The sequence below is a fragment of the Microbulbifer maximicatervae (SeqCode) genome (assembly GCF_052467505.1).
Map to the genome: position 1 here is coordinate 963,759 of NZ_CP174313.1, position 24,592 is coordinate 988,350.

The following is a 24,592-nucleotide window of genomic DNA, read 5'->3' on the forward strand; positions in this document are numbered from 1 at the left end:
GAGTTATACAGGGTGGAATTTTCTGAGCCTGGATGTCTCTATATCGGATTGAGTCCTCGAAGTCTTTCTCCAGAAGAGAGAGAAACGATAATGAATAATTTTAGTAATCTTTGGGAAGATAGGAGTTGCTTGACAGCAACACACGATAATTAATTGTACGTATAGCTATTAATTTATTTTGTTATATTTAAGGGGGTTAAATGAGCTCATATAACGGTCCGACACTTGTTGTCACTCATATCGTTTAAAATCCCAAGGCTATAGATAGTATCCAACGTCAAGCTGAGCTGCCCCTTTAGGGGGGGCAATGCTTCAGGCAATAAATAATAGCCTTATAGAATTTTCATCATTTTTGCATAAATATAAGAATCTAAACCAAAATAGAGCTAAAGTTATCCCGAAAGGATATTGATGCTAGAACATTAAAAAATGACAAAAGCTTCTTTAAATGTGAAGGAGGTGAGTAGGGTTTCTGAGCTGGCGAGCGCAATTAACAAGGATGAGTTTACTGAAGCTGGAACTCTAGAAGAGTTCAAGAGGTTTTCGATACACTTTTCTTTAGATATAACAAAGAAGGGAATAGCCCTTCTTTCATTGAGGTCACAACTTTCGGAGTCAGCAAGTGCTTCGATTAGTAATTCGAAAATATTGAAGAAAGTTGATAGAGAGCAGGAGCCAGTATTATCATCATTTGAATTCAAAGGAGGTATTTTAGAGTATGGTGCCAGGTCTTTAATTGACGAAGCCGGCATAGATCATAAGAATGTATGCTGATCTATACAAGCACGGGGCCTCCGTATGTAACTATGAAAGGTGAATTTATATTATCCTGGAAGATAAAAATTTTAGCAAGCAAGAATGATGTCCCAATTATTGAAAATGTACCCTTAGCAAGGGCGCTATATTCTAAGATAGGCGTTGATCAAAGTATAACCGATGAATTTGTTGAACCTGTAGCTGATGTTATTCGTTGGCTGAGGGCTCATGAAAAACAAGTTTAACTATTTAGAGATCTTATAAAGAGTACTCACTGTGAATTTAGATTTTCAAAGACTGATCCAGGATTTATCAATTAACTTACAGCAACCATTAATGGAGCCGGTAGAAGATTCATGTCGTATTTCTTGGGATGATATTGATATGCATATCTATCACCATGAAGAGAACAGCCGAGAGTTTGTAGTTTTAACTCTAGATATATGTGGCATACCCCAAGGTCAGGAGTTGCATTTCTGTAACTTGATGCTTCAAGCAAACTACCTGTGGATAGGAACAGAGTATGCAACGCTATCAATCAATCCAGAGTCACAAAAGGTAGTACTTTGTGATAAAGAATATTTTGAAAATATTGAGGTGGGTTCATTAGTAAAAAGGGTTAATGAACTGTATCAGGCGGCTATGTATTGGTATGAATTGATTACATCAAAAAATAACTCAATAAGTTCAGGAGCATTATCAGGTAATCTCAGTGTTGATAATAAGCTCGGTATAAAAGTATAACTTTTTGTGCACCTTGTTTATGAGGTGCGCAAAATACTGCTGATTGGATGTTAATCAAGCTGTATATTGCATGATCAATAAATATCTTCAGATCGCTATACAATTGTCCTTTGCATAAAAAAGTTAAAATTAAAAGAATTTTTATGTTTTCGCTGTTGAAGTTCGAATAAATGACTATGGCGGTGCTTCGGATCATTATGCCGCTGAATGACAAACTAACAAAATTATGCCTCGATTTTCTCATATCTGAGATCATAGATGGCCCTGATAAATCTTACTGTTTAAATTTTGATTCAAAATTTAGCGTTTTATTTTATGAGTTACGAAATGAATATTTGCTAGTTAGTGTTAATCTGGAACTATCCATAGAGGGGTGCTCCTAACGAATGCTATGCGAAAGGGCTATGTATGGCCTGGGTTTGCAAAATCTATAATAGCTGACGTTGCAAAATATTTCGGTTTTCAGACCATTATCAAAAATAGCGTCTCCTATGAAGAATTTTATGAATTTACAAATTATCATTGTTCATTGTGTGAAAGTGTTTTGCCAAAGATTAACTCTAACGAAATTAAGGAAAATCAGCTATATAAATATATTGCACCTTAGTGTTATTTTTTCTAATTAATTTTTGTGCTGTTTCGGTTAATTATGTATTGGCTGAAGATCTACGGAGTGAACCATTTGAATTTTATGCTGAAGAGCAACCATTAACTGATGTACTAGCAGTAATTGCAACGCATTCTAATTAACAAATAGGTAAACCACCGCCTCAGGCGGTGAGACTAGACAAGGCTCCGCCGTTCCGGCGTGCAGAGTAAAATATGGCCTCCATGAACCGGCAAGTTCTTTAAGGAGGCCATATGCTAGATTGGCAGTGCCATGCTCACGTGAAACATTATTGCAGGTACCATGTGGCATTTGTGCCCAAGTATAGAAAGAATGCGTTATTTGGAGCATTGAGACATGAGATTGGAGCAATATTCCGAGACTTATGTCGTCAAAAAGGTATTGAGTTGGTCGAGGGGTACGCAATGAGGAATCACATTCATATGTTGTTAATGATTCCTCCAAGGTTAAGTGTTTCCAATACGGTTGGTTTTCTGAAAGGGAAATCTGCGATCCAGATATTTCGGAAGTACAGGCATGTGCAGAGAAATTTTACAGGAAGACACTTTTGGGCTCAGGGTTACTGAGTGAGCACAGTAGGTCTTGATGAGCAGATGATTCGAGAGTACATCAAGCATCAAGAGGTTGAAGAACGCCGGCAAGTGCAGATGCAACTGGCGGGGTTGTAAATAGCCCCCTCTGGGGGCTTTCACCATACCACCCGCTATGCGGGTGGTTGCTGATTTGAGGGCCGATCTTAAAAGCAAAGTTCTTACTAAATTCTTAGAATGCGATTTTCTTTGAAAGATACCAGACCTATAACCGAACTGCCTACGCAAGCGCCACTACCCCCCCCCAATCCAAGAAATAAGATGGGGGATTTTACTGGGCGTCAGGCTTCTATCAGTATATATAAACCGCACCGGATCCCTCAGCTTGGTTATTATCCTGATCACCATTAATACCAGTAGAGCTACTGCTTTCATTGGGAGCCCCAATAGCCAGGGTATCGCCATCTGCACTGAGGTTGACGGAAAAGCCAAAAGCATCATTTGCATCAGTATTGCCTGCTTTCAAATATGTTTTCTGCAACCAGGTCCCATCAACTAGAGCAAACATATAAGCTGCGCCAGCATTTTCGGCATTGTTATTGTTTTGGTCTCCCCCTACACCCTTAGCGATACTGCCCTCTCTGGGTGCTCCAACTACCAGAGTTCGACCGTCGGCAGTCAGGCTAACTGATTCACCAAAATTGTCAGAGGCATCTGAGTTGCTGGCCTTGAGATAGGCCTGCTGCGCCCACTGGCCATCTGCACGGGCAAAGACATAGGCAGCACCAGAGTCTTTGGCTGCATTATTGCTTAGATCGCCATCAGTGCCTATGGCATTGCTGTCTTCATTATTAGCACCAACGGCCAAGATGTTACCATTAGCACTTAGGTCAACTGACAAGCCAAACTCATCGTCATAATCAGAGTTGCTCGCTTTGATATACGCCTGTTGCGCCCAATTACCATCCGTACGGGAGAATACGTAGCAAGCGCCCGAGTAAAGGGCATCATCATTGCTTTGCTCGCCATTAATACCCACCGCTTTGCTATCCTCTCCGGTCGCGCCAACAGCCATAGTTGTACCATCCCCACTCAAGCTGACGGAAATTCCGAATTCATCCAGAAGACCGGTATTGCTAGCCTTAATATAAGCCTCCTGCACCCAGGTGTCATCTATATGGGAGAAAACATATACCGCTCCTGAATTCACAGTATTGCCGATTTCCTGACTCTCATTGTTATCCTCTATTTGCCAAGTTCCACTCTCGTCAGGGATGCCAAGTATAACAGTTGGATCTGTTTGATCGCCATTGATGCCAGTAGTGCTGCTATCTTCAAAAGGCGCACCTACAGCTAGAAGACGGCCGTCATCACTGAGGCTTAAAGAGCGTCCAAATAAGTCATAGGGGGATGTATTGCTAGCTTTGATATAAGCATTTTGTGTCCAGGCACCATCTAGACGTGTAAAAACATAGACCGCGCCGGATTGAGGGGCGTCAGTATTGGTTTGATCGCCATTGATACCCGTTGTGCCACTGTTCTCATAGAATGCACCAACGGCTAAAGTGTTGCCATCCCCGCTCAGATCTAAAACACCGAAAAGACCCCCTCCATTATTATTACTGGCTTTGATATAGGCCTCCTGTACCCAGGCGTTATCTACCTGTGTAAACACATAGACCGCACCTGCTGGGCTAGTTCCATCTGGGTTGACTCCATCATCGTTCTCCTGGTCGCCATTGATACCGGTCGCATCGCTTTCCTCTAAGGTAGCGCCTACTGCAAGGGTGTGGCCATCTGCGCTGAGGGCGATTGACACTCCGAAAACGTCCCTAATACCTGTATTACTTGCCTTGAAGTAGCCAATGCTCTCCACCAAGGTGTCGTTTACGCTAAGGGAGGTAGAATCAGTGCAAAGATCTTGCTCTCCCACCTTGTTACAAGCTTGCAGTATATATAGCGCATTTGTTCGGGCGTGCAGTGGGACTTGTACCTCAAGGGTCCCATTACCCTTGGGAATATCCTCGACTAAACGTGTGAAACCGGAAATTCCATCAGGATTTTCCAGCAGGTGGTAATGAGTAGCCCCTTCCGCATCGCTCCAATTAAAACGGAAAACCTTGATTGCCTCGAAGCTCAGGGTAAAACCCTGAACTGCTTCGGGGGCAGCAGGTGGGTCCTCAGCAGGTGGGTCTTCCGCAGGTGGGTCTTCCGCAGGCGACCCCGCTATAGTGGTATCTTCACCGCCAGTAGCGCCATTATTACCCCCTCCGCCACTACAGCCTGCAAGGGTGAATAGAAGCATAGCTATAGCCATGGATTCAAAAAACGGGATAGTCACTTTCATTAACTCTTATAGGTTTCACAAGGTTCAAGTATTATTAGATTTCACCCATATCTCATCTTTAGTTTTTGGTCATTATTTTGTTGATTTCTAAAGATTTCGGGAATAGATGGCCCTAATGAGTCATCGGGAATATCTATTGCCGCGTAAAGGTAAAAAAGGCCCAGGAATGAGCTACAAGTGAGGAGTGAAACACTCAGGCATCGAAAGTCTACAGAAGCTTCAGAGAGGTGGATATAGTATGCTGGGGGCAGGATAAATAATCAGCAGGTTAATACAATAAAGCACAATACATCGTCAGAACAAAATCAAGCTATTAATTCAGGGGTGGCGAGATTATCTTATTCGCATAGAATAGTACAAATTTACTCCAAATGTTCCAAGCACCTAGTTGACTAAAAACTCAGACGAAGCTTCCCGGTCGACGCAATTTTGTCTCCAGTGGGAACTTTGAAAAAACGTACTTATCACAAGCGGTGGACTAATTACTCCCAGTGAGCGAAGCAAGAATGTAACCACTGTTAGTTTAAGCCTGAATTACTAGAAAACAGGGAAAAAGTAAGTAATTCTAGCTCGTACATGTGGCGTCCTCTATGCAATCGAAGTCATGCGTCGCTTTGCTGGGGTGGCACTGACAAAGCCTATCCCGGATAAAAAAATCATCTTTAAGTTTTGCTATTTGCTTGAGACACAATAATTTGCTCGTCAACTCTTCACGGCTATTCACAAGCAGATCATAGAAAATGGCGTATTACTGAAAAAAGGATGCATCGTAGATGCAACAACTATCAGTGAACTATCAGTGCGCGCAGTTCTACCAAAAATAAGAAAAGCTCATAATCCAGAGATCTACAAGATCAAGAAGGGTGGGCAATGGTATTTGATATGAAACTTATTATTGGTGTTGATGATGAGACCGGAATCGTACACGCCGTTGGCACTACATCGGCGTGGAAATGTGGGAAGATCGAAATATGGTCTGTAACATAACGTTGAAGCCGAGCAAGCTAAAAATCTCTTCCGGAGAAAATTTGATTTCGTATAATGGAAAGAAGTACAGGTTGGGACCAAGCTGGAGCAACCCTTTCGCTATATTAAGACCAGTTTAGCTACAATAAGGCACGATATCATAGGTTAGTAGAAGCACTGAATGCTTGTGCTGACAGGCAGGATTTTCGAGCTTATTACCTAGGCAGCAGCAAAGAATACAGACGACTCTTGAAAAAATGATTTACAAGTTTTCTATTTTTCTTGATGCTCTGCAAATCTGCATTTGCACGACTCAGTAGTGTCTCACCTTTTTTCAGCGGCTTCTTTGAGGTCCCTATATTTCTCATATGATTCCAGACCAACTCATCTGGATTTAGGTCTGGTGCATATGGCGGTAAGAACACCACTTCAAGCTTGCCATCCTGTGAATCGATATACTCCAATACCTTTTTCGATTTGTGTACTGGGTGCCCATCAACAATGAGAATCACTGGTCTTTTCGGACTTCTCTGGAAATTTTTGAAGCATTCTACGCACTTTTCTGCCGTGAACTTTTCACTATAAATATGACACCAGAAGCCAACTCTGTTCGATAAAGCTGAGATCGCATTGATTGACTGTCTTTGACCACTCGTTTTTACCACTGGAGTTTTTCTTTTTTCTCCCCATGTCCTTTGGAGTGGATCGTCTGATCTGATATTAGCCTCGTCCAGCCAAAATATTTCTGCCCCAGTTTTTTTCGCATAAGATTTAATCTTTGGGTAGACTTCCTTTACCCATTTATTCACCGTCTTCTCATCTCTATCGTAAGCTCTTCGTAGAGGCTTTTGTGGCGTCAGGCCCAGTGTGCCGACACCAGAAATGCTAAGTTCAACCTTGAATCTCTCAAAAATCAAATCCGATACGATCTGACGTGTCCACAATCCGAAGTCAAAGCCATATTGCCTTGGATCGCTACCAATAATCCATCGCTTGACTTCCTTTTCTTCAATAGCTGATAGCTTTCTACCGCGTCCAGGTCTAATTTTTGGAGATAGCGCTTTAATACCTTTCTCCCGAGCAGTCCTTAACCATGGGAAAATAGTTCTGCTCCCCAGCCCTAAGCTACGACTAACCTCCGCCGCAGATTCTCCATCAAATACTCGCTGAACAGCAATTTTACGTATGAGGTGCTGCTTCTCAGTACTAAGTTTTCTGGCATCGTATTTCATGCAGTTTATATTGCCAGAGTGTACTGATTATTTCTGCCTGGCTAGTAAGTGCTCCCCCAAAAGAGTGAGCAGCTTGTTGCCTTCGGGTAAGCCTAAAATTGGCCTGTATTTGTGCTTGAAGTGCCTGTCGTATTTTTGGTGAAATGTAATCACAATCCGTAGAGATATTGTGAGATTATTTAAAGGCTCCCTCGGTTATCTGGGGCTCTTGGAGGCCGGTCCCCTCAACTTAACTTTAATTACTTTATGTCTAAAAGCGCCTAAAATCTAAAAATATTTATCCAATACCCAGTGGGACCCACTTTGTAAATGGCAACACCATTAAAGAGCCACTCCCCGAGCACCTGGAGGTCGCCATTTTTGGTATGGGGTGCTTCTGGCGCAGAGCATGGGTTCTGGGATACGGATGTTGTCTTTGCCACTGCCGTAGGCTACACCGATGGCGCCACTGAAAACCCGAACTACGATGAGGTCTGCACCGGTCGTACCGGGCATGCGGAGGTGGTAAAAGTAATCTTTGATCCGAAAAAGGTGGGCTATGTAGAGCTCCTGCGTATCTTCTGGGATCACCACGACCCAACCCAGGGGATGCGACAGGGTAACGATATCGGCTCCCAGTACCGTTCCTGTGTTTTCTGGCTGAATGAAGGCCAGAAACAGGAGGCGGAAGCAAGTAGGGCGGCTGTGCAGGAGGCGCTGGATGCTAAAGATCGCGGTCAATCACCACTGAGATCAGCATGGCCCAACCGTTCTACTATGCCGATGAATACCACCAGTGGTATATGGCTAAGAAAGAAGACGCTGTTTGCCCAATTCTTCGCAACCCAATGCACGACTAAACGTTGTTAGATTGCAGAAGCAGGCGGCGCGGTGAGTGCTGCCTGTTGTTGTGACGCTTAGCACAGTTAATTCCCCTCCACTTTTTTGTCTTTTTCCTGTCTTCTCTGAATTTGCTTCCCTGTATTTGGTTGTCGTTAAAATATGACCAAAATCTAAAAACTTGCGCCCAAATCATAAAGTCGGCGGTGGGGTTGGCGCGTAAAGTTCCAACTCCTGCGTCGGAGAAAAGAACCCTTGAGCCTCACTTTCACCTTGAGCAGAAATGGTTACGGTTAATAAGGGGGCCGTTACAGATTTCACTCTATCCGCGTAGTTATTCAGAGGCTCCTTAAGTACAGAGTCACAATAATTTTTTCGTAGGACCTTTTATGTACAGCGTTTACTCTATGGCGCGCCAGTTGGGTGGAGTATGTACTTGGGATTTTTCCCAATCATTTCCTGTGTTGAATATCCGACAGATTTCTGGCGGTGGAATCTGTTTGTCGCTGGTTTCACACTGGATTAAGTATCATGCTTATGACGACTCTTTAGTAAATCACTTGGGTGGCGTTTGGGATCAGCGAAGATTTATCCCTTTCAATATGGGGAAATACCAACGAATAGCGGCACAACAGCAAGCCTGGCAGCAAAGTGCCAACTGGGAAGCTTCTCATAGGGCATGGTTACTTTTAAATCGGTTGAGAGTGCTTTCTTCAGCTACCGGAAGATCAAACAGGGATTCCTTGCGACAGCGGCTTAAACAGATTAATGGAGCCTATGCGTTAATTGAAATGCGCTCTAGTCGAGACGAGAATCCGGGCGCTCATGCAGTAGCTGCTTGGGTTGGTGCCCAGTCATTTGGCGGGCAAAAGCAGGATGCTTGTTTCTTTGATCCGAACTTTGGGGAGTTTTGGTTTGAGGATAAAGAGGATTTTTACTTCTTCTTTCACTTGGTCAGTAATATGCATTATCGGGCGGAACATAAATTCGATTCATGGCAGATCGATAGGATATGGAAAAGCTAGCTCTATTCATAAATTGGTTCTGCTTAGTGTTGCAGGAAGTATTTCATCTCGTATAGAGTTTTGGGGTTTGCTTAAGATGGTTGGAGTTCTGGCCATCTTACTTTCCCCATACAAAACAACCCAATCTGCATGTATTTTCCTTTCCCTAAAGAAAGTCCAAAACCTAAAAAAATTTGCCCAATATCTAAAGCGCTACTTGATAGAGCCGACACAATATAGATCTAAAGAGAGAGCTATTCTTTTGGCTTTTAGGGATGAATTACCCTTTAAGTTGGAGGTTGAGAGGGTGGAAAATTGTCCGGTAAGGGGTAAGTGTGGTTTAAAGCCATGGAGGCGCAATTCTTTCCATATAACCAAATTCATTATTTCAGGTTTGGCATATTTAACTTTTACTGTTTTAACAGTGCGCTGGATATAGTGGGCGTTAAGTCTGGGAAAGGGAGTGTTAGAGAAGTAAATTTTGCTGATATTGGAATTACTTAGATCCTGTGCGGGTATTGGGCTGTGAGTAGTTGCTTGTCATAATTGGTTATAAAGAGATATTAAAAGTACAAAATTGGTGATGTTGATCAATTTGGCAATGTTCATTTGAGTCAATGGGTAAAGGATTGATTGACCTATTTTATTGTTGTTGGGTTGGCGTAAATATAAGAGTGTGTCAATCTGCGCACCCCATTTTCTAAGAGAGTTATCAGTCCTTGTAGGTAAAAGCCTCTGGCTAGGTGCGGATCAGTATTTATTGTAGGTTTTTGTTCGAATTAAAATAGATGATTTTTGGATTTTAATTGTCTGTTGGGAGGTTGCTTGTATGCGTGTTAGTACAATTGCCGAGCGTCATCGAGGGCAAAAAATTTGGGGTTTTTCCCAGAGTTCGCTAAGAGTTTGGGTGCACTATGCAGGATTTAGCACGTTTGGCATTTGTGGAGCCTTAACTGCACATTGGATACATTGTAGGGCTTCTGAAGGGGTATCTCTATCAAGCAAATTGGGCTTGTATGAAAAGTGGAAAGTTGGAGCAGGTCCATTTACATTCACTCGACTTCGCTCTCTAAATATTCGTGAATTAAGAAGTGTTGCCAAGTCTCAGTGGGGGTGGGCACATGATAAAGATAATTCTTATATGAATAATGTAGGGGCGTGGCTGAGAGAGCGTGGAGTATATCCAGTACCTGGGCTTGGAGAAGATTCGAGTATTCAAATAGTTAATCCTGGAGCTCAGCCTTTATCAATGACCGATTTTTTAATAGCATCATTAGATCAATTAAACGATCATTACGTAATAATTACTGTGTCAGGTAAAGTCTTTGGGCACTTTTCGGCGGCCCATGCTGTTTCTCTCTATATTGGACCCGCTGGGATGGCTCAACAGTGCACTTTTTTTGACCCTAACCATGGAGAGTACTGTTTTAATAACAAGCAGGATTTTTTTAATTTCTTCCGTGAATATTATCGGCGGAAGATTCTGTCGAATGGATTTGGTTCCCTAGGTCTTTCAGATCGTTGGCGTACCCATGTTTACACCTTATAAAGTGCAGAGCGGCGGGGTGTTATGAGGAGGCTTCCTCTAACATGTTATGCGGTAAAGAGGTGCTGGTGGATATCGGTTTAACTAATTTTATAATCTTTATGTGTAAAAATCGTTGCGAATTCTCTGGTGCCCGACTGAATAAGCATCAAATAGCCCAATTACCGCCCATGCAGGAGTGTTCTGATTTGGAGATGGGGGATTCGCTGGGCATATAAGCAATAGTAAAAATTGTAACTGGCTTATTAGCTTTATTTTATATCTACAGTTCGCATGAGCCTTCTCGCACTGCTGTATTTAAGTTCCATGACTCCTATTTTATCTTCACTGATGCGAACACCAATCACTCCAACTCCCTGGATAGAGTAGTGAGTCGTGGCGACCAGCTAAATATTGTGCATAGAAATTAACGCAGGCAGTAACTCCGGAGCCGCAGTAATTGAGAAGTGGTTTGCCGTCCGCCAAGTTGCCGAATTGCTCTTTGAGTTCGGGAATAGATTTCACTTTGCCATTGTTTTTGTCAGTAATGTTTTGCCAGGGCTGGTTGATGGCGGTGGGTATATGTCCGGCAATCGGGTCGATAGGCTCTTCAATTCCTTCAAAGCGCTGACTGTCCCGGGCGTCTACTAACTGCCAGGGTGCTTTACCCAGGTTTTGTTTGATGGTCTCGTAATGAACCAAGAGATTTTCTTTTGGTTGTGCACTGAAGTTTCCTTGCCTGGATCGAGTGGGCTCGCTTGTGTCCAATGTTTCCCCTGCATCGAGCCAGGCTTTTAGACCGCCATTCAGAATGCCAATTTTCTTGTGGCCAAAGAAGAAAAACAGGAACCAGGCACGGGCGGCAAAACCCAGGCGGGTGTCGTCGTAGACGATTACCTGTGTGTCACTATCGACTCCCAGATTGCGAGCGTAGTCCTGGAACTGTGCAGCGCTCGGCATTGGGTGGCGGCCGCCGTAGCGTTGCACAGGGGCAGAGAGGTCACGGTGCAGGCAGGCGTAATGGGCATCGGGAATATGGCCAGCCCGATAGTCCCGCTCACCACTATCGTGATCCGCCAGGCTATAGCGGCAGTCCAATATTACGGGTTCGCCGGTCTTTTTGAGCTCTACCAAATCCGCAACTTCAATCAGGGCAGGGTTGTTGTTGCTCTCCATCGGCCTTTCCTCAATCCTTGATACCGCTTTTGTCGTGTAACTTCAGCTGTTGTTTTTGGTTATTGGCCGCTTTCCGGGGCAGGGACCTCAGCTGCTTGGGGTTCAACGGCCTGTTGTTCGGCTTCTTGCTGGGACTCAGATTCTTCTTCGGTGGAAATCTGGTCTGCCAGCTCCGCTTTGCGGCAAGTCATGGTGGTTTCGGTTTGATCTTCGGCAGGGTTGTCGAGAAAGCGCGCTACTGCCCGCTCCGCGCAGTTGCTTGCGGAAATAATATCGTGAGCCAGGTTGGGAAATAGCAGCCATTGGTGATTCGGTAGCTCTTTGCGTGCGATATCAACATCATCTGCAGCTAGTACCGGATCCAGGCCGCCGTGTAACACTATCACTGGAACTGGGGTGGAGATGGCTTCTGACTCAGTGAGTGGAGCAGAGGGGATTGCCCAGATGCGACACTGTAGCTGCAACAAATTCAAATCTGATCGTACGGCCCCGCCGAGAATGCCGGTGTCTGCAGCGTTGGCCCTGGCCTGATCAAAATCGACAAAGGGAGCCTCTTCATAGCAGAAGTGGCTAACGCCGGCTGCATCCCCAAAGTAGGGGTCCAGTACGATCTCCATAAAGTGTGCGATGGCATCCTGGGCCGGCTGTAGCCCTTCATCGCCCTCATTTTCCAGGCCCTCGATCATCTTGGGCAGTTCACTGTAGAAGTTTTCGTTATACAGGGCCTGGAATAGAACTCTCAGCAAGCGCTGTCCAGTAAGCACAAAGGGATAGCTTTGTTTTGAGTAGCGGTGCTTGATCGGAATGGTGCGCGGCTCTTCGTCTAAGGTCTGGATCAGGTTTTCCAGCCTGCGGCGTAAATTGGGATAGCGACTGTTACATTTCTCGTCTTCGATACAATGCTTCAGGCCGCGCTCGTAGGCTGCCAGGGAGTCCTGTGGGAGCTGCTGCGTGTAGACAATATTGGGGAAGACCGCACTGTTAAGCACCAGGGTGCGCACTGATTCCGGGAAGTCGCGGGCCACAGTCAGGGCGTAGCGGGAGGAGTAGGACACCCCGTAGAGATCGAATTTATCAAGTTTGAGGGTTTTTCTCAGCTCTTCTACATCCCTGGCGATCACAGAACTGTTGTACTGGGCCAAGTCGGCACCTTTGCTCAGGCGACTGTAACAGCGCTCCATACTGAAAGAGAAAACACGGGCCTCTTCTTCCGGAGACAGGTTGCGCCGGAAGGCGGTATCGGCATCTTCGATAAACTCGCTGCAAGTGAGGCGTGGCTGGGCCATACCGGTGCCCCTGGGATCTATAACAAAGAGATCCCGGCCGTCTTCTACTGTCATGGCGGCATAGTTAAGCCACAACCAATCGCTGGCGTTCTCGGGCTCTAACCCCATGCTGGCTCCGGGGCCTCCGGCGCCTAGATGGAGTAGGGGGATTTTCTTGGGATCGGGGTTTGTGGCACGGAAGCGTACGACCGGAAAGCGGATTTTGCGCTTTTCCGGGTGGGCATAATTCTCCGGCACCTCCATCATGAAACACTGGGTGAAAGGCCAGGTTTCATCGGTTTTGAACCAGCAGGGCTTTGCTACCAGGCGAGCGTATTGTTTTTGCTGGGATTGACCGGTTTGGGCAGAGTTTGTCGAGCGCTCACAGGCTCCAATCACCATGGAAATGAGAATAATGAGGAGTATGCGCAATCGGGCTTTTTGCACTTAGATTATTCCTGTGACTGCTATTAAGTAGTGGTTTATGGTTCCAGGCCTTTGAACGGTCAGTGCTTGCCGAAGCGTGCCACTGGCGCGGAGATATTCCAGCGCAATGCCGCGAGGCGAATCGCTAGGGTCACAAATACAGCAATAGCCACCACTAGCTCATGGGGTAGCCACCCTACATTGTCCAAGGCAACGAGTATGGCCGTACCGGTAAGGGCAGCGGTGGCATAGATCTCTCGCCGGAGTAAAAGTGGAATGTCACCGGACAGCACATCCCGAATCACCCCGCCAAAAGTACCGGTCATTACGCCGAGCACGATTGCGATGGTCGCGGAATAGCCCAGTTCGAGTACTTTCTGGGTTCCGAGCACCACAAAAACGGCGAGTCCAATGGCATCTGCCACCATTAGCAGGCGCATAGGGACCTTTAGATAGCGTATCAGGTAAAAGCTTACTACACCGGTAATTGAGGCGATCCACAGGTAATAGGTGTGCTCAAGCCAGAATACAGGGACGTTGAGAATAATGTCCCGGGCGGTGCCACCGCCAATAGAAGTGACGCAGGCGAGTACCACGGCACCAAATAAATCCATCTGTTTATGGCCGGCGGCGAGTACGCCGCTGAAGGCAAAGACCGCGATACCGATCAATTCAAACCAGTGCAGCAGCTCATCCATATCATCGTTACATCCAGAGATTGGCGGGCAGGGGAGAATAGCACTTCTGTCTACGCAAAGGGAATTGAGCAGCGATCTACTGGTGAGAAGTGTGAGGCGCCGCAATAGATGGGTACCAGGGAGCTATTGAAACAATGACAAAGGGCCCATTAGGCGCAGAAGACTAATAGAGGCTGCTACCCTTTGGTTACGTCCATTGTTCACTGGCTGTAGAGATGCCGTATAAAAGCATACTGTTAGCTTTGCTGGCAGTCTCAATTTTTGGACTGAATTACCCGATAACCAAGGTGGCGCTGGCCGACTTCCCGCCAATGTTATTGGCTTCGGTTCGCTTCACCCTCGTCGCTGTTCCTCTGGTTTTCTTTTGTCCATTCCCCAAGACCTCGATCCTCAATGTTGTTGCGCTCGGCTTCTTCTTAGAGTTTCTCTCTCTGGGGTTGATGTACTACGCCATGAAGGCCGATATTCAAGCGGGTGTAGCGTCACTGCTTATGCAGTCGCAGGTGCCATTCACCCTATTGCTATTCGCAATGCTGTTTGGCGACAAGATAAATATGCAGCAATGCTTGGGTTTGGTAATAGCGGCTGTAGGGTTCTCTGTATTCTTCTACTATGCCGATAAAGGTGGGTCGACAACGATAGTGGGATTTACCCTTATCATGGGGGCGGGGCTGTCTTGGGCGATAGCGAATATCGTATTCCGCAGGATGCCAGGAGTTAACTTACTTCACTTAATGGTTTGGGCTTCATTGGTGCCGCCGGTACCTCTTTTGGTCTTGTCGATATTTTATGAGAGCCATACTCCCTGGGTTTTCTTTTTTCAGGCGCATACGGCCAGTTGGTTTTCAATTGTTTACCAAGTGTGCATGGTGACATTGGTTGGTTATATTTTATGGGGTGATTTAATTCGTCGCTATTCCTCTGCCTGCGTTTCACCATTTGGGTTGCTGGTTCCTATTGTGGGAATAATCGGCTCATCAATTATCCTCGGTGAATATCTTACATTTGTCGAGTGGGTAGCGACTTTTGTCGTGTTGCTGGGTATTGCTCTTTGTGTAGTGAAATTAAATGATCGAAATCCGGGGCAGGAGATTGTTGATGTGGAGGGAAGTTAGGGGAGGGGTAATAATTTTATTCAGCTTGTTGGGCTCTCTGTTTGGGCTTTCCGCGGTTTCCAAAACTTCCTTTTTATACCGTTATTGAGGGTTTAATAATTGCTGAGGGCTGTATTTACTTATTTCGCGGTTCGATGATGCGTAAATGGTCACAGTCAGTTTTGGTCTTCTCTCAAATTATTATTACTTTAAATCCAAACGTTTTTTTTCGGTGCAGTGCTTTGCTTGGTGCGGGTAATAATTTAATACTGCTCCACAGTCTATGCGCCGCCTTTTTGCGTGACTATTCCGAACTTTAGTTTAATGGTTTTGTGCTACCAACCTGGGGGCGAGGTAGAAGTAAGCAGATAAGAAGTGATGGGATAAGGGCGATGCCCACGGAAAATACCGTGAGCATCGAACTAGACGTGTTTTACACGAATGCTTGCAGGCCGGTCTGGGCGCGGCCGAGGATCAATGCGTGTACGTCGTGGGTACCTTCGTAGGTATTTACAGCTTCCAGGTTCATCACGTGGCGAATTACGTGGAATTCGTCGGAGATGCCGTTGCCGCCGTGCATATCGCGAGCAATACGGGCGATATCCAGTGCCTTACCACAGTTGTTGCGCTTCACCAGGGAAATCATGGTGGGGTCGAACTGCTTGTTCTCATCCATGATGCGACCTACGCGCAGGGAGGCTTGCAGGCCCAGGGTAATTTCGGTCTGCATGTCAGCCAGTTTCTTCTGGAACAGCTGGGTTTGAGCCAGAGGGCGGTTAAACTGGGTGCGGTCCAGGCCGTACTGGCGAGCGGCGTGCCAGCAGAACTCGCCGGCACCCATGGCGCCCCAGGAGATACCGTAGCGAGCGCGGTTCAGGCAGCCGAAGGGGCCGCGCAGTCCGCCAATTTCCGGGAATTTGTTTTCTTCCGGAACGAACACATTGTCCATCACGATCTCGCCGGTAATGGAGGCGCGCAGTGAGAACTTGCCTTCGATCTTCGGTGCGGAGAGGCCTTCCATACCCTTGTCCAGCACGAAGCCGCGAATAATATCGTCGTCATCTTTCGCCCAAACAACGAAAACGTCGGCGATTGGGCTGTTGGTGATCCACATCTTGGAACCGCTGATGCGGTAGCCGCCATCGACTTTCTTGGCGCGGGTTTTCATGCCGCCGGGATCGGAACCCGCATCGGGCTCGGTCAGGCCGAAACAGCCAACCCATTCGCCGGATGCCAGCTTAGGCAGGTACTTCTGCTTCTGCTCTTCGCTGCCGTAAGCGTAAATCGGGTGCATAACCAGGCTGGACTGAACGCTCATGGCGGACCGGTAGCCGGAGTCAACGCGTTCAACTTCGCGCGCCACCAGGCCATAGGAAACGTAGTTGAGACCGGCACAGCCGTAGCCTTCGATGGTGGAACCGAGCAGGCCCAATTCACCCATCTCGTTCATGATTTCACGATCGAAGATTTCGTGGCGGTTACCCTCGAGAACTCTGGGCATCAGTTTGCTTTGGCAGTACTCACGTGCCGTGTCGCGCACCATGCGCTCTTCGTCGGTCAGCTGTTGGTCCAGCAGCAAAATATCGTCCCAATGGGCGAGTGGCTGATGTTTACTCATGGTTTGTCTCTTCTACTTCCGTTATTAATTCCACCGGAGCGTCCAAGGGGGCCGGCTGAAGAAGGCCGAGCACCTTTGTACAGAGGGGAGACTTTTTGGATAAGCTCCGCGTCAAACCCCGATGACTATTCAGTTTAGTGTGCCGCATCATACCGAAGTAGTCGGTTTTCGGCACTCCTGCGGGCAGCAATTTTTTGCCTGATTTTACGCATGCTTTGTAAACAAGAGTAAAACGCATTGCGAGCGATTTTGGGGGGCGGATAATGCACGCAATAAATCTCTATTTTTTACGATTAAACGTTTAATTTCGGTGATATTCCTTGTCCTTTTACCGTATTTTGGCAATTTGTGTTCCGCTGCTTGTCAGCTGTAGTTCGCAGCCAATTGAGACCATTCAGCCCGATGAAAATTTGGGGTTACCAGAATCTTTTCGTGCATCGGGCACTGCCGCACCGAGTTTGCGCTGGTGGCGAGATTTGCAAGATCCGCAGTTGGACAATTTGGTACAGCTGGCACTGAAAGATAATCCGGATATTCAGGCTACCTATTGGCGATTGGAGCAGGCCGCAGCCACCGCGCGGGGAGCGCGATCGGGCCTTTGGCCAAGACTGACTGCCAGCATTGAAAATACTGAGCAGCGCTACTCTTCCGGCGAGTTCACCGATCCCTCTGCGGAGGGCAATAGTTGGAGTACCCGAATCGCCGCCAGCTACGAAGTGGACCTTTGGGGGCGGGTTCGTGCCGGTGCCAGTGCAGCAGAGGCGGCTTACCTGGCCCAGGAACAGAATTTACAGACGGCAGCCCTGACCCTGGCGAGCGAGGTGGCAGCTACCTGGTTGGAGTTGCGGGAGCAGTGGGGGCAGCGGGATTTGCTGCAACAACAGCTGGAGATCAATCGCAAAAGCCTGAAGGTTCTGGAACTGCGCTTTGGTCGCGGCGTCTCAGGTGCAGCCGATGTTTTGCAGCAACAGCAGCTGGTCCAGCAGTCACAGCAGGAACTGGATGAGGCGGAAGCGGATGCCGAAACTCTTAAAGTACAGTTAGCGGTGCTCTTGGGTATCAATGTCGAGGAACTTAGCAGCATTATTCACAAACAGGCCGGGTTGCCGGCACTACCAGCCCTGCCAGAGACCGGCGTGCCATCGCAATTGTTGTTGCGCCGCCCGGATGTCGTTGAGGCGCAGCGAGACCTTTTACAGGGCTATCATGTAGCCGATGAGGCCTGGGCCGATAGACTGCCCGTATTTAGTTTGTCTGCAGTAGCCAGCAATGGCACCAGTTTAATTAGTGACGTGACTGAAAACTGGCTTTTGGCCATCGCAGCCTCTATTGAGGGGGTGATTTTTGATGGTGGCGCCCTGGCATCAGCCCGGGAGCAACAGGACGCCGTTCTGCAGGAGCGCTGGGCGCTCTACCGCAGTGCAGTTAATGAAGCCTTGTCTGAAGTAGAGCAGGCCTTGATTCGAGAGAGCCTGATCGAGCAGAGACTCAACCATCTACGTGAGCGTGAGCGTCTCGCAGACCTTTTGGTTCTGCGCCAAAGCCGCGCCTATGCGCGGGGAACCATCGACTTCCTCAATGTGTTGACCGCGACGAGTGAACAACAGAGTTTGGCGCGACAAATCTTGTCTGCCGAGCGCGAACTGATTGAAAACCGAGTAGTACTTTACCGCGCGCTTTCCGGCGGGATCCCCCAGGTGGATCTTCCAGCCCCCGAGCCAGTGGATTTGGAGTTGTACCTGGAGGGAAATAACTGATGTTGCAGAAACTCAATTGGCGCCTGCTGATTCCCATAATTTTGGTGGTGCTGGCATTCCTGGCCTTCAACTGGATGATGCGGGAAAAACCGTCGGTCAGTCGCGGTGAGCGCAAATCGCCACCGCCGACAGTCGATGTAGCCGTTGCTGAGCAGGGTCGTTTTCCTGTGACCTTGAGCGCGCTAGGTAAAGTGAGTGCCCGTGAGTTAGCGGAGTTGGAGCCCCAGGTACAGGGGCAGGTGCAGTGGCTCGATTATGATTCGGGTCCAGGTGCGGTAATGCCAAAAGGGCAGGTGCTGTTGCGTATTGACCAGGAGCCCTACCAGTTGGCCCTGATGACGGCCCAGAGCACCCTCGCCGAACGCCGTGCTGAATTGCAGCAGGAGCAAGGACAGCAGCAAGTTGCTCAAGAGGAATACGAGCTTCTCGGCACAGCCCTGTCTGGAACGGATAAGGCCCTGGTGTTGCGCGAGCCTCAGAGAGCAGCAGCAGAGGCGGCAGTAAAATCCGCAGAGGCAAATGTGGCCTTGGCTAAACGCGATCTTCGGCTTACCGAGGTTCGCGCCCCATTTGATGCCCTAGTAGTTGAGCGTGATACCGATGTCGGTGATCGCGTCTCTCCGGGAGATACTCTCTACAGCCTCGCTAGTGCTGACCGTTTCCAGATTGCCGTTGAGGTTCCCGCGTCGCAACTGCACCGGCTTGGACGCGGTGATGTTGAAGTTCGAATTTACGGCAGCCAGTGGCCGCAGGGCGTCTACCGCCGTGGTGAGTTTGTCCGGGTTATCCCGGTACTGGAAGAGCAGGGTCGTCTCGCCAGTGTGTTGGTAGAGCTGGAAGACCCGCTTTCCGTACAGGATCCGTCCCAGCCGCAGCTGCTTCTCAACGATCTGGCGAAAGTAGAGATCGTTTCCCAAAGTGAGGATGAGCGTGTGCGAATCCCCCTCACCGCGTTGCAAGACGGCAACAATGTGTGGGTGGTTCGTAAGAACCGCACCACGGTTCTGCCGGTAGAAGTAGCCTACATGAGCGGCGACTTTGCAGTCCTGGAGCAGGGGCTCAACGGTGGAGAAGCCTTAGTGACGACCCGGTTGGTAACCGTTACTGAGGGTATGCCGGTGCGAATTGCCGGAGACAGTAATCGCCAGCAGCGCCCGCCGATAGATGCTGCTGCCTCTGCGGAACGGCCGCCAAGACGCGGCCCCGGTGGACCCAACGCTGGGGGCGCAGATGACTAAGCAGGATAGATCCAAAGATAAGGTCGATACCCGCACGGGCGCCATCGCCTGGATGGCGCGCAACCATGTAACCGCCAATTTGTTGATGCTGGTTTTCCTGATCGGTGGTTTGATTTTTTCGACCATCGTTAAAAAGGAAGTTTTCCCGGAGTTCAGCCTGGACACTGTGAGCGTGTCCATTTCCTATCCCGGTGCCAGCCCTGAGGAGGTCGAGCGCGGTGTACTGGTGGCTGCCGAGCAAGCGGTGCAGGGCTTGGTAGGCATCAAAGAGATGACCGCGAGGGCCAATGAGGGTAGTGCCTCTTTAACCCTGGAGCTGGAAGGCGATGCTGATGCTGCCCTGGTGTACCAGAATATTCAGCAGGCTATCGATTCTGTAACCACCTTCCCCACAGATATTGAGCAGCCCCAGGTCAGTCTGGCCGAGCGCAAACGGGATGTGCTGGATCTGGTATTACATGGCGATCTTACCGAGCAAAACCTGCGCGCGTTGGCGATGCAGGTTTACGATAAGCTCGAAGCGCACAGTGGTATTACACAGTTGGAAGCGCGGGGTATGCGGGACTTGGAAGTGGCGATCGAGATTCGCCGCGACGACCTGCGTCGCTATGGGCTTACCTTGCTGCAAGTGGCAAGCATCGTAGAAAATGCAGCGGTAGATATTCCCAGCGGCAGTGTTAAGTCTGATGCGGGGGAGATATTGGTTCGGGTGACCGAGCGCCGTGATTGGGCTCGTGAGTTTGGCGATATTGTTATTGCCCAAGGCATTGGTGGCGGTGCCGTTTATTTAAAGGATGTTGCCAATATCAGCGATGCGCTTGAGGAAGAAGCGCGCAATATGGTGTTTAACGGCGAGCCAGCTATCAGCATCAAGATCTACCGGGTGGGCGACCAGACACCAATGAGTGTCAGTGAGGCTGCCCATGAAGTCGTTGATGAGGTCAGGGCAAGCCTGCCTCCGGGGGTGACCCTGACCGTTCGAGATGACGACTCGGAAATTTTCAAAGCGCGTCTGACCCTGCTGCTGAAGAACGGTTTTATTGGGCTCTTATTAGTATTTGTTGTGCTCGGAGCCTTTCTGGAATTGCGGTTGGCTTTTTGGGTAACACTGGGCATTCCTACCAGCTTCCTGGGGGCATTGCTATTCCTGCCTGGGCTGGATATTTCCATCAGCATGGTAAGTATGTTTGCCTTTATTATCGCCCTTGGAATAGTGGTGGATGATGCAATTATTGCCGGTGAGAATATCCACGAGTGGCGACAAAAAGGCTACAGCAATCTGGAGGCTGCCGTTGCCGGTGCCCGCCAGGTATCGGTACCGCTCACATTTGCGATCCTGACTAATATTGTCGCTTTCCTTCCACTGATGGCCTTACCCGGCTTTATGGGCAAGATCTTTGGTGTGATTCCCTTTGTGGTGGGCTCGGTATTTATTATTTCCTGGGTGGAAGCGCTGTTTATTTTGCCCGGTCACTTGGCCCACTCCCGTCGCGGCTATAAAAGTCGCCGGGCGCGCCGCTTTGCCGCGCGGCAGAAAATGCTGGCGCGGGGATTGGATCGTTTTGTACAGCAGCGCTTTAGGCCCTTCCTTGATAAATGTATCAAGCACCGCTACACCACTATTGCCGTGGCGGTAGCGGCGCTGCTGGTGGTTGGCGGCTATGCGGCTAGCGGCCGCATGGGTTTCACCTTGATGCCCAGGGTGGAGCGGGACTCCGGTCGATTTGCCGTCACCTTTCCCACCGGAACGGCTCAATCCCAGCTGGAAAAAGCGCGCTCGCAGATTATTGCTGCTGCCGATAAGGTGCTCGAGCAATACGATAAAGAAAAGGTCTTCCTGGGGATTCGCGGTTTGATGGGCGATGACGCGATTATGGTGGACGCTTTCTTTGTTCCCGCAGATGAGCGTCCTTTTTCCACCGGTGAGTTTATTCGCGCCTGGCGCCAGGAAGTAGGGCCGATTGCCGGTGCCCTTAGCGCGACAACAGCTTCTGACCGTGGCGGTCCCGGTGCTGGCTCCTCGTTAACGGTGGAGCTTCGCCATACCGACACGGATACCTTGGAGCAAGCTGCGATACGTTTAGGGGATGAGTTGGAGAAATTCCCCAATGTCAGTGATATCGATCCCGGTATTTCCCTCGGTAAAACCCAGTTGGACCTTACGCTGACTGAAACGGCCAAAAGTCTGGGCATGTCTGCGGAGGATATTGGTCGCCAGTTGAGGGCAGCGCTGTACGGGGCTGAGGCCCTGCGCCAACAGCGCGGCCGGGATCAGGTGAAGGTCATGGTGCGTTTGCCTGAGGATGAGCGGGCCAATATCAATGATGTGAATAGCATTATGATCCGGGCCAGCAATGGACTTTGGATGCCCCTGCCTGATCTGGTAAAAATTGATAAAGGGCGCGCCTATGCCACGATTAATCGCCGGGCAGGCCGCAGGGTTACAACAATTACCGCCAATGTGGAGCCCAGTGACCAAGCGACGCTTGTGATTAATGAGCTGAATGAAAGTGTGGTCCCCCAATTGAAAGCCGAATTCCCCGGCCTAAGTGTTTCCTATGAGGGACGCCAAGCGGAGGAGCGAGAGGGACTGGCAAGCCTGGCGATGACCTTTGCCCTTGCGATGGCGGTGCTGTACTTGCTATTGGCAATTCCCTTAAAGAGTTATGTACAGCCGTTGATCGTAATGGTGGCGATACCCTTTGGTGTGATTGGTGCGTTACTTGGCCACTTGGGTATGGGGTATGGACTCAGTATGGTGAGTCTGCTGGGTATGGTGGCACTGGCTGGAGTTGTGATTAACGATACTCTGGTAATGATTGAGTACAGCAATCGTCTCCGAAATGATGGCGCCGATTTGGAAAGCGCGATCAAGGGGGCGGCAGCGCGGCGTTTTCGCCCGATCGTATTGACTACAGTAACGACTTTCTGCGGCTTGATGCCGATGATTTTTGAAAGTTCGGTGCAGGCGCGCTTTATGATTCCGATGGCGATCTCGCTGGGCTATGGAATACTCGCTGCCACAGCGATCTCATTGTTATTGGTACCCTGTCTCTATTTAATGATGGGTAAAGATATTCCCCAGTTGTTTGCAAGGTTGAAAAATATCATCGCTCGCCTTGGTCGTAGCGGTGCAATCGCACAGAAATAAATTCACTAGTAGCCGGTATCTTCTTATCGGCTATTTTCCTCAGAAATTTAATTTTATGACTGATATTTAACTATCAGTTTCCAAAATACGTTCCTGTCTCCCTGAATACCACCTTCATTTAATTTTCCTTTATGACTTGGAACTGCGTTAGCTGAAATACTGCTCCAGTTCAATGTTATGAAATTATTTCCCGGCATACTTCCAATTTAGCAACTGATTTTCAAGTAGTTCAAATAACAGAAAATTTTGACCAAATTTGAAAGACAGAGAAATGAATTGAAAGTTAGTTTTCGGATTTTAATAAGTATAAAAGGTAATGTTCAGTGTGCAGCTCAATAAACAAACATAACGCCCAGTCCTTAGATTTTGAATCGGGAGAAATGGGCGCTTTATCATCAGGAGATACAGTTTGCGATTTGATCGAAAGACAAAAGCTAAAGAATCCTGATCAGGTCGTTATTATCGATGGCAACACAGAAATAAATTTCACTCGCCTGATGAAACGGGTCGATGGGATTGCCGCTGATTTGGTAAATCGAGGGGTTGAGCCTGGTTCCTTGGTTGGAGTCTGTATGAGTCGATCCTGGGAGCTGGTCGCGGCTCTACTTGGCGTAATGCGTGCAGGTTGTGCTTATGTCCCACTGGACCCGACTTATCCGCTAGAGCGGGTACGATATATGCTCGAGCACTCCAGAGCTGCCGCAGCAATCGTTGATTGTGACGAAAATGCAAACTTGTGCCTTGGCGTGAAAGAACTAGTATGGATCGATGAGTTACGAGAGCAGGCACCGGAGTTTTTACCGGAACATACCAGGCCGCAAACGAGTGATTTAGCCTATGTAATCTACACATCCGGCTCTACTGGAAGCCCGAAAGGGGTTGCTATCGAACACCGAAGCCTTATCGCTCTCAGTAAGTCCATGAGTGAGCTGTTGAGCGAAGGAGAGCTAGAAGGCGTTTTGGCTTCGATCTCAGTTTGCTTTGACCCCTCGGTGATGGAAATTATCGGGACTCTTTCTCTGGGCGGCCGAGTTATATTGTCGAAGAATATTTTGGAGCTGCCAAAACTTCCCTTTCGAGAGCAAGTGCGAACTTGTATCACCGTTCCATCTGCGATTCAGGCTTTACTTTCGATAGACAAATTACCTCAGGGAGTGCGTTGCCTGATTTTTGGGGGTGAAGTACTTAAGCAATCCCTGGTCGAGCAAATATACGCGGGGGCTGAACAACTGCGGATAGTTAATGTTTATGGCCCCACAGAGGACACGGTTTACTCAACTTATACAGAAGTTAGCCCCGATAGCGACCAAATTACGATCGGAAGGGCGGTTTCAAGTTCCCGCGCATATATTTTGGATGAGAGATTACAGCCAGTTGCTCCCGGCGAGGAGGGCGAGTTGTATTTGTCTGGTGATAAGCTAGCTCGAGGCTATTTAAATGATGAGCATCTGACCGAGGAGCGTTTTATACAGCCTGTCTCCAACCCCCGAATTTCCGACCAGCGCTTGTATAAAACGGGAGACCTGTGCCGATGGACAGCAAGTGGAGAAATAGAATACTTGGGGCGCGCCGATTGCCAGGTGAAGATTAGGGGCTATCGTATTGAACTTGAAGAAAT

At 48.3% G+C, this 24,592-nt stretch carries 16 protein-coding genes and 2 pseudogenes; 12 read left to right on the forward strand and 6 right to left on the reverse strand.

Translation table 11 applies throughout. The features are described from left to right. The first annotated feature begins 429 nt into the window (after positions 1-429). The 4 genes and pseudogenes from ACJJIN_RS04355 to tnpA all read left to right on the forward strand — a co-directional run bounded on the left by ACJJIN_RS04355 (position 430) and on the right by tnpA (position 2,796). Positions 430-774, forward strand: a complete 345-nt coding sequence (locus ACJJIN_RS04355) for a hypothetical protein (protein ID WP_444897026.1) — start codon at positions 430-432, stop codon at positions 772-774. Continuing rightward, positions 768-1,001, forward strand: a complete 234-nt coding sequence (locus tag ACJJIN_RS04360) for an EscU/YscU/HrcU family type III secretion system export apparatus switch protein (RefSeq protein WP_444897027.1) — start codon at positions 768-770, stop codon at positions 999-1,001. The genes ACJJIN_RS04355 and ACJJIN_RS04360 overlap by 7 nt, the downstream gene beginning before the upstream one ends. Before the next feature lie 31 nt (positions 1,002-1,032). After that, positions 1,033-1,500, forward strand: coding sequence for a type III secretion system chaperone (locus ACJJIN_RS04365; RefSeq protein ID WP_444897028.1), 468 nt, complete (start codon positions 1,033-1,035; stop codon positions 1,498-1,500). Between the two features lie 861 nt (positions 1,501-2,361). Then, positions 2,362-2,796 (forward strand): annotated as a pseudogene (gene tnpA / locus ACJJIN_RS04370) (IS200/IS605 family transposase). 214 nt (positions 2,797-3,010) lie between these two features. On the opposite strand, the gene ACJJIN_RS04375 reads toward tnpA, so the two are convergent. Continuing rightward, a complete protein-coding gene (locus tag ACJJIN_RS04375; RefSeq protein ID WP_444897029.1) occupies positions 3,011-5,005 on the reverse strand; it encodes an FG-GAP repeat protein in 1,995 nt (664 codons plus the stop codon). A 1,181-nt stretch (positions 5,006-6,186) separates the two neighbouring features. After that, positions 6,187-7,203, reverse strand: coding sequence for an IS630 family transposase (locus ACJJIN_RS04380; protein WP_444897030.1), 1,017 nt, complete (start codon positions 7,201-7,203; stop codon positions 6,187-6,189). Between the two features lie 309 nt (positions 7,204-7,512). Here ACJJIN_RS04380 and msrA point away from each other — a divergent pair, with 309 nt between their 5' ends. From msrA to ACJJIN_RS04395, 3 genes are all read left to right on the forward strand, one after another. Further along, positions 7,513-8,052, forward strand: a complete 540-nt coding sequence (gene msrA / locus ACJJIN_RS04385; protein WP_444897031.1) for a peptide-methionine (S)-S-oxide reductase MsrA — start codon at positions 7,513-7,515, stop codon at positions 8,050-8,052. A 359-nt stretch (positions 8,053-8,411) separates the two neighbouring features. Next, positions 8,412-9,047, forward strand: a complete 636-nt coding sequence (locus ACJJIN_RS04390; RefSeq protein WP_444897032.1) for a YopT-type cysteine protease domain-containing protein — start codon at positions 8,412-8,414, stop codon at positions 9,045-9,047. An 808-nt stretch (positions 9,048-9,855) separates the two neighbouring features. Further along, entirely contained in the window at positions 9,856-10,575 is a 720-nt protein-coding gene (locus ACJJIN_RS04395; protein WP_444897033.1) for a YopT-type cysteine protease domain-containing protein, read from the forward strand. A 321-nt stretch (positions 10,576-10,896) separates the two neighbouring features. Here the strand turns inward: ACJJIN_RS04395 and ACJJIN_RS04400 are convergent, their stop codons facing one another. Genes ACJJIN_RS04400 through ACJJIN_RS04410 form a run of 3 tightly spaced genes read right to left on the reverse strand, consistent with a single transcriptional unit; the run spans position 10,897 to position 14,116 of the window. Beyond that, positions 10,897-11,727, reverse strand: a complete 831-nt coding sequence (locus tag ACJJIN_RS04400) for a sulfurtransferase (protein WP_444897034.1) — start codon at positions 11,725-11,727, stop codon at positions 10,897-10,899. 59 nt (positions 11,728-11,786) lie between these two features. Continuing rightward, the gene (locus tag ACJJIN_RS04405) at positions 11,787-13,439 is read right to left on the reverse strand and encodes an alpha/beta fold hydrolase (RefSeq protein WP_444897035.1); all 1,653 of its coding nucleotides are present in this window, start codon (positions 13,437-13,439) and stop codon (positions 11,787-11,789) included. Between the two features lie 59 nt (positions 13,440-13,498). Continuing rightward, positions 13,499-14,116 (reverse strand): trimeric intracellular cation channel family protein, encoded by a 618-nt coding sequence (locus ACJJIN_RS04410; protein ID WP_413662328.1) that lies wholly within the window; start codon positions 14,114-14,116, stop codon positions 13,499-13,501. Positions 14,117-14,331: 215 nt separating this feature from the next. Between ACJJIN_RS04410 and ACJJIN_RS04415 the strand changes: the two genes are divergently transcribed. Further along, positions 14,332-15,231: an EamA family transporter gene (locus ACJJIN_RS04415; protein WP_444897036.1), complete on the forward strand. Its 900-nt coding sequence runs from the start codon at positions 14,332-14,334 to the stop codon at positions 15,229-15,231. Positions 15,232-15,643: 412 nt separating this feature from the next. On the opposite strand, the gene ACJJIN_RS04420 is transcribed toward ACJJIN_RS04415, so the two are convergent. Continuing rightward, positions 15,644-16,828, reverse strand: a complete 1,185-nt coding sequence (locus tag ACJJIN_RS04420; RefSeq protein WP_282932536.1) for an acyl-CoA dehydrogenase — start codon at positions 16,826-16,828, stop codon at positions 15,644-15,646. Between the two features lie 320 nt (positions 16,829-17,148). Here ACJJIN_RS04420 and ACJJIN_RS04425 point away from each other — a divergent pair, with 320 nt between their 5' ends. From ACJJIN_RS04425 to ACJJIN_RS04440, 4 genes and pseudogenes are all read left to right on the forward strand, one after another. Beyond that, the gene (locus ACJJIN_RS04425) at positions 17,149-18,585 is read left to right on the forward strand and encodes an efflux transporter outer membrane subunit (protein WP_444897037.1); all 1,437 of its coding nucleotides are present in this window, start codon (positions 17,149-17,151) and stop codon (positions 18,583-18,585) included. Further along, the gene (locus ACJJIN_RS04430) at positions 18,585-19,823 is read left to right on the forward strand and encodes an efflux RND transporter periplasmic adaptor subunit (protein ID WP_444897038.1); all 1,239 of its coding nucleotides are present in this window, start codon (positions 18,585-18,587) and stop codon (positions 19,821-19,823) included. Before ACJJIN_RS04425 ends, ACJJIN_RS04430 begins: the two co-directional genes overlap by 1 nt. Then, complete coding sequence (locus ACJJIN_RS04435; RefSeq protein WP_444897039.1) at positions 19,816-22,974, forward strand: efflux RND transporter permease subunit; 3,159 nt, start codon at positions 19,816-19,818, stop codon at positions 22,972-22,974. Before ACJJIN_RS04430 ends, ACJJIN_RS04435 begins: the two co-directional genes overlap by 8 nt. A 380-nt stretch (positions 22,975-23,354) precedes the next feature. After that, a pseudogene (locus tag ACJJIN_RS04440) lies at positions 23,355-24,575 on the forward strand (amino acid adenylation domain-containing protein); the annotation flags it as partial. Between the last annotated feature and the right edge of the window lie 17 nt (positions 24,576-24,592).